This is a genomic window from Microbacterium sp. HD4P20 (assembly GCF_019449275.2).
Classification (GTDB): domain Bacteria; phylum Actinomycetota; class Actinomycetes; order Actinomycetales; family Microbacteriaceae; genus Microbacterium.
The window spans coordinates 1-15,211 of record NZ_JAHZQZ020000015.1 but is presented as its reverse complement, the minus strand read 5'-3'; the positions used below and the strand labels follow the sequence as shown (position 1 = coordinate 15,211).

General features: G+C 64.7%; 10 protein-coding genes and 3 rRNA genes. All 13 read left to right on the top strand.

What is annotated here, in order from left to right; all coding sequences use genetic code 11:
• Positions 1–1,241: ribosomal RNA gene (locus K0817_RS11720) — 16S ribosomal RNA — on the top strand; the annotation flags it as partial.
• Positions 1,242–1,671: 430 nt separating this feature from the next.
• Positions 1,672–4,779: ribosomal RNA gene (locus K0817_RS11715) — 23S ribosomal RNA — on the top strand.
• A gap of 115 nt (positions 4,780–4,894) precedes the next feature.
• Positions 4,895–5,011, top strand: a 5S ribosomal RNA gene (gene rrf, locus K0817_RS11710).
• A gap of 92 nt (positions 5,012–5,103) precedes the next feature.
• On the top strand, positions 5,104–6,459 hold the full coding sequence (locus K0817_RS11705) for a primosomal protein (protein ID WP_253735347.1): 1,356 nt from the start codon (positions 5,104–5,106) through the stop codon (positions 6,457–6,459).
• The gene (locus K0817_RS11700; RefSeq protein WP_219981583.1) at positions 6,459–7,496 is read left to right on the top strand and encodes an HAD-IIA family hydrolase; all 1,038 of its coding nucleotides are present in this window, start codon (positions 6,459–6,461) and stop codon (positions 7,494–7,496) included. The genes K0817_RS11705 and K0817_RS11700 overlap by 1 nt, the downstream gene beginning before the upstream one ends.
• 40 nt (positions 7,497–7,536) lie before the next feature.
• Positions 7,537–7,695: a hypothetical protein gene (locus K0817_RS11695; protein WP_219981582.1), complete on the top strand. Its 159-nt coding sequence runs from the start codon at positions 7,537–7,539 to the stop codon at positions 7,693–7,695.
• On the top strand, positions 7,692–8,486 hold the full coding sequence (locus K0817_RS11690; RefSeq protein ID WP_219981581.1) for a TlyA family RNA methyltransferase: 795 nt from the start codon (positions 7,692–7,694) through the stop codon (positions 8,484–8,486). The genes K0817_RS11695 and K0817_RS11690 overlap by 4 nt, the downstream gene beginning before the upstream one ends.
• Before the next feature lie 135 nt (positions 8,487–8,621).
• Positions 8,622–9,587: an NAD kinase gene (locus K0817_RS11685; RefSeq protein ID WP_219981580.1), complete on the top strand. Its 966-nt coding sequence runs from the start codon at positions 8,622–8,624 to the stop codon at positions 9,585–9,587.
• Positions 9,584–11,275 (top strand): DNA repair protein RecN, encoded by a 1,692-nt coding sequence (recN, locus tag K0817_RS11680; protein ID WP_219981579.1) that lies wholly within the window; start codon positions 9,584–9,586, stop codon positions 11,273–11,275. Before K0817_RS11685 ends, recN begins: the two co-directional genes overlap by 4 nt.
• Before the next feature lie 17 nt (positions 11,276–11,292).
• A complete protein-coding gene (locus K0817_RS11675) occupies positions 11,293–13,014 on the top strand; it encodes a CTP synthase (protein ID WP_219981652.1) in 1,722 nt (573 codons plus the stop codon).
• A 2-nt stretch (positions 13,015–13,016) separates the two neighbouring features.
• Complete coding sequence (locus K0817_RS11670) at positions 13,017–13,622, top strand: NUDIX hydrolase (protein WP_219981651.1); 606 nt, start codon at positions 13,017–13,019, stop codon at positions 13,620–13,622.
• A 26-nt stretch (positions 13,623–13,648) separates the two neighbouring features.
• Positions 13,649–14,572: a site-specific tyrosine recombinase XerD gene (xerD, locus tag K0817_RS11665; RefSeq protein WP_219981578.1), complete on the top strand. Its 924-nt coding sequence runs from the start codon at positions 13,649–13,651 to the stop codon at positions 14,570–14,572.
• Positions 14,573–14,678: 106 nt separating this feature from the next.
• Complete coding sequence (locus tag K0817_RS11660; RefSeq protein WP_219981577.1) at positions 14,679–15,197, top strand: septum formation family protein; 519 nt, start codon at positions 14,679–14,681, stop codon at positions 15,195–15,197.
• The last annotated feature ends 14 nt before the right edge of the window (positions 15,198–15,211 follow it).

Here is a 15,211-nt window from a genome sequence, read left to right as displayed (position 1 = left end):
GTAGCCGGCCTGAGAGGGTGACCGGCCACACTGGGACTGAGACACGGCCCAGACTCCTACGGGAGGCAGCAGTGGGGAATATTGCACAATGGGCGGAAGCCTGATGCAGCAACGCCGCGTGAGGGATGACGGCCTTCGGGTTGTAAACCTCTTTTAGCAAGGAAGAAGCGAAAGTGACGGTACTTGCAGAAAAAGCGCCGGCTAACTACGTGCCAGCAGCCGCGGTAATACGTAGGGCGCAAGCGTTATCCGGAATTATTGGGCGTAAAGAGCTCGTAGGCGGTTTGTCGCGTCTGCTGTGAAATCCCGAGGCTCAACTTCGGGTCTGCAGTGGGTACGGGCAGACTAGAGTGCGGTAGGGGAGATTGGAATTCCTGGTGTAGCGGTGGAATGCGCAGATATCAGGAGGAACACCGATGGCGAAGGCAGATCTCTGGGCCGTAACTGACGCTGAGGAGCGAAAGGGTGGGGAGCAAACAGGCTTAGATACCCTGGTAGTCCACCCCGTAAACGTTGGGAACTAGTTGTGGGGTCCTTTCCACGGATTCCGTGACGCAGCTAACGCATTAAGTTCCCCGCCTGGGGAGTACGGCCGCAAGGCTAAAACTCAAAGGAATTGACGGGGACCCGCACAAGCGGCGGAGCATGCGGATTAATTCGATGCAACGCGAAGAACCTTACCAAGGCTTGACATACGCGAGAACACCCTAGAAATAGGGGACTCTTTGGACACTCGTGAACAGGTGGTGCATGGTTGTCGTCAGCTCGTGTCGTGAGATGTTGGGTTAAGTCCCGCAACGAGCGCAACCCTCGTTCTATGTTGCCAGCACGTAATGGTGGGAACTCATGGGATACTGCCGGGGTCAACTCGGAGGAAGGTGGGGATGACGTCAAATCATCATGCCCCTTATGTCTTGGGCTTCACGCATGCTACAATGGCCGGTACAAAGGGCTGCAATACCGTGAGGTGGAGCGAATCCCAAAAAGCCGGTCCCAGTTCGGATTGAGGTCTGCAACTCGACCTCATGAAGTCGGAGTCGCTAGTAATCGCAGATCAGCAACGCTGCGGTGAATACGTTCCCGGGTCTTGTACACACCGCCCGTCAAGTCATGAAAGTCGGTAACACCTGAAGCCGGTGGCCCAACCCTTGTGGAGGGAGCCGTCGAAGGTGGGATCGGTAATTAGGACTAAGTCGTAACAAGGTAGCCGTACCGGAAGGTGCGGCTGGATCACCTCCTTTCTAAGGAGCATCTGGCATCTCTTCGGGGGTGTCCAGGCGCCGTGTCGAGCGAATGTCTCGGCCGGTTGCTCATGGGTGGAACATTTGACGAGGCTCTCATTGGGGATGTCTGGGTTTAGTACGCCGCGCTTGCGTGGTTGGAAGGGTCTGGGTGTGTCTGGTGGGGGCGTGCACGTTGTTGGGTCCTGAGGGACTCAGGCGGGCGGATCTTTGTGGTTCGTTCGGCTTCCTCTTGGGCTCATTCCTGGTGCTGGCTTTTGCTGGTGGTGGGGGTGGGTACCGCCCGTACTTTGAGAACTACACAGTGGACGCGAGCATCTTTTGAACCGGCCTTCGGGTTGGTTCGGAAAAGATGATCTTAAAGATCATTAGTCAATTTCGACGCGAGCCTTCGGGTTCGTGTTTTCGATTTTTTGATTTTGGACTCATGTATCAAGTCTTTAAGAGCAAACGGTGGATGCCTTGGCATCTGGAGCCGAAGAAGGACGTAGCAATCTGCGATAAGCCTCGGGGAACTGATAAGCAAGTTTTGATCCGAGGGTGTCCGAATGGGGAAACCCCGCCAGGCGGCGTGCTGACCTGGTGACTCCCGCCTGAATATATAGGGCGGGTAGAGGGAACGCGGGGAAGTGAAACATCTCAGTACCCGCAGGAAGAGAAAGCAACAGCGATTCCGTGAGTAGTGGCGAGCGAAATCGGATCAGGCTAAACCGAGTACGTGTGATATCCGGCAGGAGTTGCGTATTCGGGGTTGTGGGACTTTCCATGCCGCTCTGCCGAGTGGTGAACGTGATGCGTCGATATAGGTGAACGGTCTTGAAAGGCCGGCCATAGTGGGTGCCAGCCCCGTAACCGAAATGTCGGGTCGCAGCGTGGAGAGTATCCCAAGTAGCACGGGGCCCGAGAAATCCCGTGTGAATCTGTCAGGACCACCTGATAAGCCTAAATACTCCCAGATGACCGATAGCGGACAAGTACCGTGAGGGAAAGGTGAAAAGTACCCCGGGAGGGGAGTGAAATAGTACCTGAAACCGTTTGCTTACAAACCGTTGGAGCCTCCTTAGTAGGGGTGACAGCGTGCCTTTTGAAGAATGAGCCTGCGAGTTAGCGATATGTGGCGAGGTTAACCCGTGTGGGGTAGCCGTAGCGAAAGCGAGTCTGAATAGGGCGATTCAGTCGCATGTCCTAGACCCGAAGCGAAGTGATCTATCCATGGCCAGGCTGAAGCGACGGTAAGACGTCGTGGAGGGCCGAACCCACTTAGGTTGAAAACTGAGGGGATGAGCTGTGGATAGGGGTGAAAGGCCAATCAAACTTCGTGATAGCTGGTTCTCTCCGAAATGCATTTAGGTGCAGCGTTGCGTGTTTCTTGCCGGAGGTAGAGCTACTGGATGGCCGATGGGCCCTACAAGGTTACTGACGTCAGCCAAACTCCGAATGCCGGTAAGTGAGAGCGCAGCAGTGAGACTGTGGGGGATAAGCTTCATAGTCGAGAGGGAAACAACCCAGACCACCAACTAAGGTCCCTAAGCGCGTGCTAAGTGGGAAAGGATGTGGAGTTGCTTAGACAACCAGGAGGTTGGCTTAGAAGCAGCCACCCTTGAAAGAGTGCGTAATAGCTCACTGGTCAAGTGATTCCGCGCCGACAATGTAACGGGGCTCAAGCACGCCACCGAAGTTGTGGCATTGACATTATTGGTAGGCCTTCGTGGTCCAGCCGTGTTGATGGGTAGGAGAGCGTCGTGTGGCGAGTGAAGCGGCGGGGTGACCCAGCCGTGGACGCCACACGAGTGAGAATGCAGGCATGAGTAGCGAAAGACGTGTGAGAAACACGTCCTCCGAAAGACCAAGGGTTCCAGGGTCAAGCTAATCTTCCCTGGGTAAGTCGGGACCTAAGGCGAGGCCGACAGGCGTAGTCGATGGACAACGGGTTGATATTCCCGTACCGGCGAAGAACCGCCCCAATCAATCCAGTAATGCTAAGTGTCTGAATCCCAGTGACTGATCCCTTCGGGGTGACGGGCTGGGCCTAGCGCACGACCCTATGCTGGTGCGGTTAGCGTATTAACAGGTGTGACGCAGGAAGGTAGCCCATCCCGGGCGATGGTTGTCCCGGGGCAAGTGCGTAGGCCGAGTCGTAGGCAAATCCGCGACTCATGAAGGCTGAGACACGATGCGGATGAAAAGTGGGTGATCCTATGCTGCCAAGAAAAGCATCGACGCGAGGTTCTAGCCGCCCGTACCCCAAACCGACTCAGGTGGTCAGGTAGAGAATACCAAGGAGATCGAGAGAATCGTGGTTAAGGAACTCGGCAAAATGCCCCCGTAACTTCGGGAGAAGGGGGGCCATCCACTTATATGAGCTTGCCTCAAAAAGGGTGTGGTGGCCGCAGAGACTAGTGGGTAGCGACTGTTTACTAAAAACACAGGTCCGTGCCAAGTCGCAAGACGATGTATACGGACTGACGCCTGCCCGGTGCTGGAAGGTTAAGAGGACCGGTTAGCCGCAAGGCGAAGCTGAGAATTTAAGCCCCAGTAAACGGCGGTGGTAACTATAACCATCCTAAGGTAGCGAAATTCCTTGTCGGGTAAGTTCCGACCTGCACGAATGGCGTAACGACTTCCCAACTGTCTCAACCGCGAACTCGGCGAAATTGCATTACGAGTAAAGATGCTCGTTACGCGCAGCAGGACGGAAAGACCCCGTGACCTTTACTACAGCTTGGTATTGGTGTTCGGTGTGGCTTGTGTAGGATAGGTGGGAGACTGTGAAGCGGATACGCCAGTATTCGTGGAGTCGTTGTTGAAATACCACTCTGGTCACTCTGGATGTCTAACTTCGAACCGTAATCCGGTTCAGGGACAGTGCCTGGTGGGTAGTTTAACTGGGGCGGTTGCCTCCCAAAAAGTAACGGAGGCGCCCAAAGGTTCCCTCAACCTGGTTGGCAATCAGGTGGCGAGTGTAAGTGCACAAGGGAGCTTGACTGTGAGACTGACAGGTCGAGCAGGGACGAAAGTCGGGACTAGTGATCCGGCAGTGGCTTGTGGAAGCGCTGTCGCTCAACGGATAAAAGGTACCTCGGGGATAACAGGCTGATCTTGCCCAAGAGTCCATATCGACGGCATGGTTTGGCACCTCGATGTCGGCTCGTCGCATCCTGGGGCTGGAGTAGGTCCCAAGGGTTGGGCTGTTCGCCCATTAAAGCGGTACGCGAGCTGGGTTTAGAACGTCGTGAGACAGTTCGGTCCCTATCCGCTGCGCGCGTAGGAAGTTTGAGAGGATCTGACCCTAGTACGAGAGGACCGGGTTGGACGAACCTCTGGTGTGTCAGTTGTTCCGCCAGGAGCACCGCTGATTAGCTACGTTCGGGATGGATAACCGCTGAAAGCATCTAAGCGGGAAGCCGGCCTCAAGATGAGACTTCCATACCCTACGGGGTGAGAGGCTCCCAGCCAGACTACTGGGTTGATAGGCCAGATGTGGAAGCACGGCAACGTGTGCAGCTGACTGGTACTAATAAGCCGATGACTTGATAACACCACCAACTTTTCCTGGTGCTTGCGTCCACTGAGTGGTTCCCGATGTACGGTCGGGACACCACACACAACAACATGACTTTTGTTTGTGTGTACGACTGAAACATCAAGAGAGTTTCGGCGGCCATAGCGAGAGGGAAACGCCCGGTCCCATTCCGAACCCGGAAGCTAAGCCTCCCAGCGCCGATGGTACTGCAGGGGAGACCCTGTGGGAGAGTAGGACACCGCCGGACACCCATCACCGAAATGGCCACCCAACGCAGGGTGGCCATTTCGCGTTAACACACCGATTGCCCGGTATGGCGCCATCGGAGAGGATCGAGGAATGTCAGAGCAGGAGCCGCGAGACGGCGCAGCAGAGCGTGCACCGCGAGAGCGGGGACGCGACGCGTCGTCGAACCGCGGAGGCCGCTCTGCCTCGTCCAGCGACGGCGAACGGAAGCCGTACGTGAAGCGCGATGGTGACAAGCCGTATGCGAAGCGCGACGGCGAACGGAAGCCCTACGTGAAGCGCGATGGTGACAAGCCGTATGCGAAGCGCGACGGCGAACGGAAGCCGTACGTGAAGCGCGATGGTGACAAGCCGTATGTGAAGCGCGATGGTGACAAGCCGTATGTGAAGCGCGACGGCGAACGGAAGCCGTACGTGAAGCGCGATGGTGACAAGCCCTACGTGAAGCGCGACGGCGAACGGAAGCCCTACGTGAAGCGCGATGGTGACAAGCCGTATGCGAAGCGCGACGGCGAACGGAAGCCCTACGTCAGGCGCGGCGGTGACAAGCCCTACGGCTCGAAGCCACCCCGGCCGACCCGAGGTGGCGCCGATCGCCCCGACCGCGCGATGCGCGACGGTGAGACCCGCTCCGTTCGTCCGCGCCATGACGACCCCCACATCCCCGACGAGGTGACCGCGCGCGACCTCAATCCGGGCGCGCGCAACGAGCTGAAGACCCTGAGCAAGGAGAACGCCGACCAGGTGGCCCGCCACCTGGCGATGGCGGCACAGCTCATCGACGAAGACCCCGAGCTTGCACACCAGCACGCGTTGTCTGCATCCCGTCGTGCCGGCCGCATCGCCGTTGTTCGCGAGACGCTGGCCATCACGGCCTACGCGACCGGCGACTATGGCCTCGCCCTGCGCGAGCTGCGCACCTACCGCCGGATCTCGGGCAAAGACGATCAGATCGCGTTGCTCGTCGACAGCGAACGCGGCGTGGGGCGTCCCGACCGTGCTCTCGAAGCCGGCCGCGCCGTCGATCGGGCCGAGCTCCCTACCTCTGTCCGGGTAGAGCTCGCCATCGCGATGTCCGGTGCCCGCCTGGACATGGGTGAGCCTGACCGCGCGCTGAGCGAGCTCGACATCCCCGAACTCGACCCCGACCGGGCATTCGAGTGGAGCCCCGCGCTGTTCGCCGCGCGGGCCACCGTGCTGGAGGAACTCGGACGAGCCGATGAGGCGGAGCGGTGGCACAGTCGCGCGCTCGTGGCCGCCGAGGCGCTCGACGCTGCCTCGGGCGCAGACGATCTCGAGACGGTCTTCGTCGAGGAGGTCGAGGAGGAACCCGTCGACGATGCGGGATCCGAGTCCCACGTGGACGGTGCGCCCGCCGACGAGTCGCCTGAGGGGCCGATCGAGTCGTCCGAGGAGCCGGGGGAGTCGCCGGACGAGGCACACCCCTGATGGCGCTTTTCGGGCGCCGGCAGGCTGTGGCCGCGCCGCTGGACGGCGTAGACGTCGTGCTGGCAGACCTTGACGGCGTCGTCTACGCTGGCGCCGGTGCTCTGCCGCACGCCGTCGAGAGCCTCAATCAGGCACGCGATGGGCGCGTACTCGCGTACATCACCAACAACGCCTCACGCACCGACGCCTCGGTCGCTGCGCATCTGACCGATCTCGGGCTGCGCACCGCGGCCGACGACGTCGTCACGAGTCCACAAGCTGCTATGCGGCTGCTGGCCACCCGCATTCCGCCCGGCTCTACGGTTCTCGTGGTCGGCGGTGACGGGCTGGTCGTCGAGGTCGAGAAGGCTGGCTTCGCGGTGACCCGCAGCGCCGACGATGCGCCCGCTGCGGTCGTCCAGGGCTTCGCGCCTGAGGTGGGCTGGATGCAACTGGCAGAAGCCGCGTTCGCGCTGAAGGTGCCGGAAGAGGACGGCGGCATTCCCTGGATCGCCACCAATACGGACTGGACGATCCCGCAGTCCCGCGGCATCGCCCCCGGCAACGGCACTCTGGTCTCTGCGGTGCACACAGCGATAGGTCGACTCGCGACCGTCGCCGGTAAGCCCGAGGTACCGATCTTCGAGGAGGCTGTCGCCCGGTTCGGCGCCCGGCATCCGCTCTTCCTCGGCGACCGCCTGGACACCGACATCCTCGGCGCGAACCGTGCCGGCATCGCGTCGGCTCTCGTGCTGACCGGGATCGACCGGCCCAAGCACGTGCTTGCCGCACCCGACGGCTCGCGTCCGACCTACATCCTCGGGGATCTGCGTGAACTGCACGAGCCCTACCCGCACGTGCGCGTCGAGGATGGCATCGCGACGGTGCGTGGCGCGAGGGTGGCGATCGACGGAGCCGACGTCCGCATCCTCAGCGAAGGCGACCGGCCCATCGACCTGGTGCGTGCCGGGGCGGCCGCCATCTGGTCGACGGGGCGCGCGATCTTCGGATTCCGGGTACCGGAGCGGCTCTACGCCGATCCGTTCCATCGGCCCTGATCAACCCTCCTCGGAGAGGACACCGCCGTATCCTGGGGGAATGGATGCGACGCGAGACGCCGACGACGATACCGGTGACCTGCTCTCGACGCTCGAGGTGATCGAGGCCCAGCCGCTTGCGACGCGTGCCGAGGCATACGAGAGCCTCCACGACACCCTCGCTCACCGTCTGGAGTCGAACCCCGGCACCACGTCATGACGAGCCGTCTCGACGCGGCTCTCGCCGCTCGGGGCCTCGCCCGGTCGCGGACACACGCGGCCACCCTCATCGCCGACGGACTCGTGACCGTCGACGGCAAGCCGGTCGTGAAGGCATCAGCACCCGTCGCCGAGGACAGCGCGATCGAAGTGAGCGGGACCGATCATTACGTCAGCCGTGCGGCGCACAAGCTCATCGCCGGGCTGGACGCTTTCGGCATCGACGTGCGCGGACGCGTGGCCCTGGACATGGGCGCGTCCACCGGCGGCTTCACTCAGGTGCTGCGCGAACGCGGCGCCGAGCCGGTGATCGCGGTCGACGTCGGTCACGGCCAGCTCGCGGTATCCGTCTCTGCCGATCCCGGCGTCGTGGCGATCGAGGGATTCAACGTGCGCTACATGACATCCGCCTCGCTCGCCGAGGCGAGCGGGGTCGGAACGTCGCCCTCGCTCATCACCGGCGATCTGTCGTTCATCTCTCTCACTCACGTTCTTCCCGCCACCCGGGCGATCGCGGCCCCGGACGCCGATCTCGTCCTGCTGATCAAGCCGCAGTTCGAGGTGGGGCGCACCGCGGTCAAAGGCGGGCTCGTGACGAATCCGACGCTGCGGGCGGACGCCGTGTCACGGGTGCTCTGGACGGCCTGGGATCACGGGCTCGGCACGCGCGGGCTGATCGCCTCCCCGCTGGCCGGCACGCACGGCAACCGCGAGTACCTCGTGCACCTGTCGCTCGGGAGCGGCAGCATCCCCGAGCAATGGCGCGACGAGGTCGACCGACTGACCGACTGACGTGGGGCGCGTCCCGTGCCTCATTGCGGCAGCCGCTCGGGTCCATGTCGTCGGCGGTCCTGTCCATCGCGGTGTCGGTCGCCCGACCGTCGGAGCGATCCGACAGAATGGGGAGAACCGACTGGCGGGGAGCCGATGAACAACGCCGACGCAGAGCGCAGCATCCTTGTGGTCGCGCATGCCCACCGGGATGACACGGTTATCGCAGCGGAGAGGGTCGTCTCAGCGCTGCGCGCGTCCGGCGCGCGTCCGGTGATCGCGCCCGATGACCGCGACGAACTCGTCGCGGTCCGCCCGTCCTTCTCCGACATCGCGGTGCTGGGGAGCGACATCGAGGTGGCGGATATCGAACTTGCGATCGTTCTCGGCGGTGACGGCACGATCCTGCGCGCCGCCGAGCTCGTACGAGACGGCACGGCGCCTGTGCTCGGCATCAACATGGGTCACGTCGGCTTCCTCGCCGAGATCGAGCGCGACGACATGGACGACGCCGTCCGTCGCGTCATCGACAAGGACTACGACGTCGAGGAGCGCCTCGTGCTGCAGGTGCGCGTCAAGGACACCGTCGACTCGGTCATCTACGAGACCTGGGCGCTGAACGAGGCAACGGTCGAGAAGGCGAGCCGCGAGCGGATGCTCGAGGTCGTGATCGAGGTCGACGGCAGGCCGCTGTCGACGTTCGGCTGCGATGGGGTGGTCGTCTCGACTCCCACGGGGTCGACCGCGTACAACTTCTCCGCCGGCGGTCCGGTCATCTGGCCGACCGTGCAGGCGATCTCGGTCGTGCCGCTGTCGGCGCACGCATTGTTCGCGAAGCCCCTCGTGGTGGGCCCCGACCACGCCGTTGCGATCGAGGTGCTCGAGCGCACCAACGGCACTGGCATCCTGTGGTGCGACGGCCGCCGCTCGCACGACCTTCCGCCTGGCGCCCGTGTCGTCGTGCGGCGCTCGGACCGGCCGGTGCGCCTTGCCCGCCTGCATCCGGCGCAGTTCACGGACCGGCTCGTGCGCAAGTTCCGCCTGCCCGTCGAAGGTTGGCGTGGACCGGCCGCCATCACCGGTGTGCTGCCGACCCAGGCGAATGCGGAGCCCACCCCGTGATCGAAGAGATGCGCCTGCGCGATCTGGGCGTGATCGCTGAGGCGACCCTGCCCATCGGGCCGGGCTTCACCGCCATCACGGGCGAGACGGGCGCGGGAAAGACCATGGTCGTGACGGGCCTGGGGCTGCTCCTCGGCCAGCGCGCGGACTCCGGTGCGGTGCGCGCTGGGGCGACGCAGGCGACCGTCGACGGAGTGTGGATCGTGCCCGAAGACGGCGCGGTGGCCGAGCGGGTGCGCGAGGCCGGCGGTGACGTGGAGCCGCTCGGAGACGGGCGTGCCGAGCTGTTCGTCGGGCGATCGATCTCGAGCGAGGGACGCGGGCGGGCGTCGGTGGGTGGCCGCGCCGCGCCGGCCGGCGTGCTCGCTGATCTCGCGGACGAGCTCGTGGTCGTCCACGGTCAGTCCGACCAGCTTCGGCTGCGTTCCGCGGCCGCGCAGCGAGAAGCGCTGGACCGTTTCGGCGGCGACACGGTGCGTGGAGCTCGCGACGACTACCGGCGGGCGTATGAGCGGTGGCGCAGCCTCGATCGTGAGCTGTCGCAGCTGACGTCGGACCGCGACGTCCGCGCCATGGAGGCCGACGAGCTGCGCGCCCAGCTCGCCGAGATCGAGCAGGCGGCGCCGCAGCCGGGCGAGGACGCCGAGCTCGCCACGCGGGCAGAGCGCCTCGCAAACGCCGAAGAGCTGCGCATCGCGGCAGCCTCCGCCCACGAGACGCTGTCGGGGGAGGGGGACGGACCGGATGCCGCATCCCTGCTCGCCGAGGCGCGCCGAGTGCTCGAGCGCGTGCACGATCCCGTCCTGGAGGAGCTGTCGGGGCAGGTGGCCGATCTCGGATACCGCACCGCCGACATCGCTGCCGCGCTGGCAGGATACCTGGCGGACCTCGACGAGTCCGGCCCGCACGAGCTGGCCGCTGTCGAAGGGCGCCGTGCCGTGCTAGCGACGTTGATTCGTACGCATGGCACTCTGGACGCCGCCATCGCGCTGCTCGACGTCGGATCCTCGCGGCTCGCCGAACTGGACGACGATTCGGGGCGGATCGAGCGCCTCACGGAGGAAAGGGATGGCGCGGCATCCGCGCTCGACGACGCCGCTGCCGTGCTGACCGCCGCGCGCGCCGAGGCCGCTGGGCGTCTGGGGGCTGCTGTGACGGCCGAGCTGCGCGCCTTGGCGATGCCTGATGCCCGGCTCGAAGTGTCGGTCAGTCCCGGCGCGGAGTCCGCGAACGGGCGTGATGAGGTCTCGATCCTGCTCGCGCCGCACCCGGGAGCGCAGCCCCGTGCCGTGTCGAAGGGCGCAAGTGGCGGCGAGCTCAGTCGTGTGATGCTGGCGATCGAGGTCGTGATCGCTGCCGTCGACCCGGTTCCGACGTTCGTGTTCGATGAGGTGGACGCCGGTATCGGCGGGGCCGCGGCGATCGAGGTCGGGCGGCGGCTGGCGCGGCTGGCGCAGTCCTCGCAGGTGATCGCCGTGACCCACCTTGCCCAGGTGGCCGCGTTCGCGACGAACCACCTGAGCGTCGTGAAGGCGAACGACGGCTCGGTGACGGCGTCCGATGTGCGCCGGCTCGACGGGGTGCAGCGCGAGGCCGAGATGGCGCGTCTGCTCTCGGGCATGCCCGACTCCGACGCCGCGCTGACTCACGCGCGTGAGTTGCTCAGCCTCCGGACCGAAGTCGACTGATAGGATAAAAGCCCGTGATGCAGACTTCTGGTTCTTCCCGCGGTGACACTTCGAACGACACCACCAAACACATCTTCGTGACCGGTGGTGTCGTTTCCTCTTTGGGCAAGGGCCTGACCGCCGCCAGCCTGGGCAATCTCCTGACGGCCCGCGGCCTGCACGTCGTGATGCAGAAGCTCGACCCGTATCTCAACGTCGACCCGGGCACGATGAACCCGTTCCAGCACGGTGAGGTCTTCGTCACCGACGACGGTGCCGAGACCGACCTCGACATCGGCCACTACGAGCGCTTCCTCGACATCGAGCTGAACCAGGCGGCCAACGTCACCACGGGTCAGATCTACTCGCAGGTGATCGCGAGGGAGCGCCGCGGCGAGTACCTGGGTGACACGGTCCAGGTGATCCCGCACATCACCGACGAGATCAAGCGACGCATGCGGCTGCAGGCCACCGAAGACCCACGGCCGGACGTGATCATCACCGAGATCGGCGGAACCGTCGGCGACATCGAATCCCAGCCGTTCATCGAGTCGGCGCGTCAGATCCGTCACGAGCTCGGCCGGCAGAACGTGTTCTTCGTCCATGTCTCGCTGGTGCCGTTCATGGGCGCCTCGGGTGAGCAGAAGACCAAGCCGACGCAGCACTCCGTCGCGACGCTGCGCTCGATCGGCATCCAGCCCGACGCGCTGGTGCTTCGCAGCGACCGCCCCGTCACCGAGGCGAACAAGCGCAAGATCGCGCTCATGTGCGACGTCGACGAAGGCGCCGTGGTCAATGCCGTCGACGTGCCGAGCATCTACGACATCCCCTCGATGCTCAACGAGCAGGGCCTCGACGAGTACATCGTCCGTGCCCTCGGCCTTGCCAAGGCGAACCAGGTGGACTGGTCGCGGTGGGAGCGGGTGCTGCAGGCCGTGCACAACCCCAAGCACGAGGTCACGATCGGACTGGTCGGCAAGTACATCGACCTGCCGGATGCCTACCTGTCGGTCACCGAGGCGCTGAAGGCCGGCGGGTTCGCGCAGGAGACCCACGTCAACATCCGGTGGATCCCGTCCGACGAGTGCGAGACGCCCGAAGGAGCAGAGAGGGCTCTTGCGCCGCTGGACGGCATCGTCATTCCGGGTGGCTTCGGCATCCGTGGGATCGAGGGCAAGATCGGCGCGCTGAAGTTCGCGCGCGAGCAGGGAATCCCGACGCTCGGCATCTGCCTCGGTCTGCAGTGCATCGTGATCGAGTACGCGCGCCACGTCGCCGGCATCGACGACGCGTCGTCGAGCGAGTTCGACCCCGACACCCAGCATCCCGTGATCGCCACGATGGAGGAGCAGATCGACATCCTCGATCACGGCGACCTCGGCGGCACGATGCGGCTCGGCCTGTACCCCGCCGACCTCGCCGAGGGATCGATCGCCGCAGAAGTGTACGGTTCGACCACCGCATCGGAGCGTCACCGTCACCGCTACGAGGTGAACAACCGCTACCGCGACCAGATCGCCGCCGCCGGGCTGGTCTTCTCGGGCGTCAACCCGGATCTCAATCTCGTCGAGTACGTCGAGCTGCCGCGCGACGTGCACCCGTACTACATCGCCACCCAGGCCCACCCCGAACTGCGGTCTCGTCCGACCGACGCGAACCCGTTGTTCCGGGGTCTTGTGGGCGCCGCCCTCGAACGGCACCGGGCCAGCGAGCTGTTCGACGACGAGCCGTTCGAGGCTGCCCGGGAACCCGTCGCGTGACGATGCCCGAGACCCCGACCGGCGCGGCCCTGGCCGACGAGCCGCTGGACCCGACGGTGATCGCGAGCGAGCTTGTCTACCAGGGGCGCGTGTGGGACGTCCGCAGTGACACGGTCACGTACGGCGACGGCACGATCGTGCGTCAGTACGTCGACCATCCAGGCGCGGCGGCGGTAGTGGTGCTGGATGAAGACGACCGGATGCTGCTGATCCAGCAGTACCGGCATCCGATCCGGCATCGTGACTGGGAGATTCCCGCGGGACTGCTCGACGTCGATGGCGAGTCGCCGCTGGAGACCGCGCAGCGCGAGTTGGCGGAGGAGGTCGATCTCGAGGCGGCGACATGGGAGCCGCTCGTGAGAATCTTCACGACGCCGGGCGGCAACGACGAGATCGTGCACCTGTTCCTCGCCCGCGACCTCTCACCGGCCGGCGCGGTGCACGCGCGCGAGGACGAAGAAGCCGACATCGCCCTCGCATGGGTTGCGTTGGACGACGTGGTCGCCGGAATTCTCGCGGGGCGGCTGCGCAACGGGATCATGACTGTCGGGGCACTCGCCGCCGCGGAACGCGTTCGCGTCGCGCAAGCGGAGGCGGCGGGCACCTGACATGGGTGGCGCGGGAGGGGCCGGGCATGCGGCTTGAGCGTGCGGTGGACTCGTACCTTCGGCACATCTCGATCGAGCGCGGACTCTCGGAAAACACCGTCGCGGCATACCGGCGCGATCTGTCCGGGTATGTGGCATGGCTGGGTGAGCAGAGCATCGTCGAGAGCTCCGACGTGACGCCGGCGTTGGTGGGCAGCTTCATCGCGGACCGTGCCGCCGCACAGCCGCCGATGGCCGCCTCATCTCTGGCCCGGCTGCAGTCATCGGTGCGGGGGCTTCACCGCTTCCTCGCGCGCGAGGGCATCGAGAACGTGGACCCTTCGACGAAGCTGCGTCCGCCCAAGCAGCCGCGCCGGCTGCCCAAGGCGCTCACGATCGATCAGGTCGAGAGGCTTCTCGACGCGTCGGGTCCGCTTCCGCAGGATGCCGCGCCGGGGGAGCTGACGGGATTGCGCGACCGTGCACTGCTCGAGATGCTCTACGCTACCGGCGCCCGGGTGTCGGAGATCGTCCAGCTCGATGTCGACGATGTCGCCCACGGCGACGTGCTGCGGGTGCGTGGGAAAGGCGCGAAGGAGCGGATCGTGCCGGTGGGTTCCTACGCGCGGGCGGCGGTGGAGGCGTACCTCACGCGGGCGCGACCCGAGTTGTCGCGGCGGGGACGGGCAACGCCCAGACTGTTCCTCGGAGCAAGGGGAGCACCGCTGTCGCGGCAGAGCGCCTGGCTCGTGATCCACTCGGCCGCGGAGCGCGCACAGCTCAGCACGCATGTCTCGCCGCACACGCTCCGTCATTCGTTCGCGACGCATCTGCTGCAGGGCGGAGCCGACGTGCGGGTCGTGCAGGAATTGCTCGGCCACGCCTCGGTCGCCACGACGCAGATCTACACCTATGTGTCGGTGGACGCCCTGCGCGATGTGTATGCGACCTCGCACCCACGGGCTCGCTGATCCGACGCCGGAGTCGAGTTGGCACGCGGGGCGCATCTCCGACAGACTTGGCGCCTGGAGCCCGCCGTGGGGGTGGGACATCGACAGATCCGGGGGGATCGATTCCATGACACACACGCGCGCGCGTCTGGCGCTGGCGGGCCTGGTCCTCGCGGCGGCGGCTGCCCTGAGCGGCTGTTCCATCATCGACCAGCTCGTTCCGGCCTCCGAGCCGGTCCGCGACTCCGAGACCGATGAGGTGACCGAGCCGAACGAGAACGCCGACGTCTTCGCGATCAAGGTCGGGGACTGTCTCGCCACCGCTGACATGGGCTCGGTCGACGAGGTGACCAGCATCCCTGTCGTCCCGTGCTCCGACCCGCATGACGACGAGGTGTATTACGCCTACGACCTCCCCGAAGGAGAGTACCCGGGCGAAGATGCCGTCAAGGCCGACGCGGACGCCACCTGCATCCCCGAGTTCGCCAACTTCATCGGCCTCGCGTACGAGGAATCGGTACTCGACTACTGGCCGCTGTACCCCACCGAGGGATCGTGGGCGAACGGTGACCGCGAGGTGCTGTGCATCGCGTGGGACCCGTCCGGTGCCAAGCTGACGGGCACTCTCGCCGGCGCTGCCCGCTGATTCCGGCGTCGCGG

What these genes read in the sequence shown, in the direction of transcription:
- K0817_RS11695 (WP_219981582.1), top strand. Translation starts at nt 7,537, where the DNA reads ATGGATGCGACGCGAGACGCCGACGACGATACCGGTGACCTGCTCTCG.
- K0817_RS11660 (WP_219981577.1), top strand. Translation starts at nt 14,679, where the DNA reads ATGACACACACGCGCGCGCGTCTGGCGCTGGCGGGCCTGGTCCTCGCG.
- xerD (WP_219981578.1), top strand. Translation starts at nt 13,649, where the DNA reads ATGCGGCTTGAGCGTGCGGTGGACTCGTACCTTCGGCACATCTCGATC.
- K0817_RS11705 (WP_253735347.1), top strand. Translation starts at nt 5,104, where the DNA reads ATGTCAGAGCAGGAGCCGCGAGACGGCGCAGCAGAGCGTGCACCGCGA.
- K0817_RS11685 (WP_219981580.1), top strand. Translation starts at nt 8,622, where the DNA reads ATGAACAACGCCGACGCAGAGCGCAGCATCCTTGTGGTCGCGCATGCC.
- K0817_RS11700 (WP_219981583.1), top strand. Translation starts at nt 6,459, where the DNA reads ATGGCGCTTTTCGGGCGCCGGCAGGCTGTGGCCGCGCCGCTGGACGGC.
- K0817_RS11675 (WP_219981652.1), top strand. Translation starts at nt 11,293, where the DNA reads ATGCAGACTTCTGGTTCTTCCCGCGGTGACACTTCGAACGACACCACC.
- K0817_RS11670 (WP_219981651.1), top strand. Translation starts at nt 13,017, where the DNA reads ATGCCCGAGACCCCGACCGGCGCGGCCCTGGCCGACGAGCCGCTGGAC.
- K0817_RS11690 (WP_219981581.1), top strand. Translation starts at nt 7,692, where the DNA reads ATGACGAGCCGTCTCGACGCGGCTCTCGCCGCTCGGGGCCTCGCCCGG.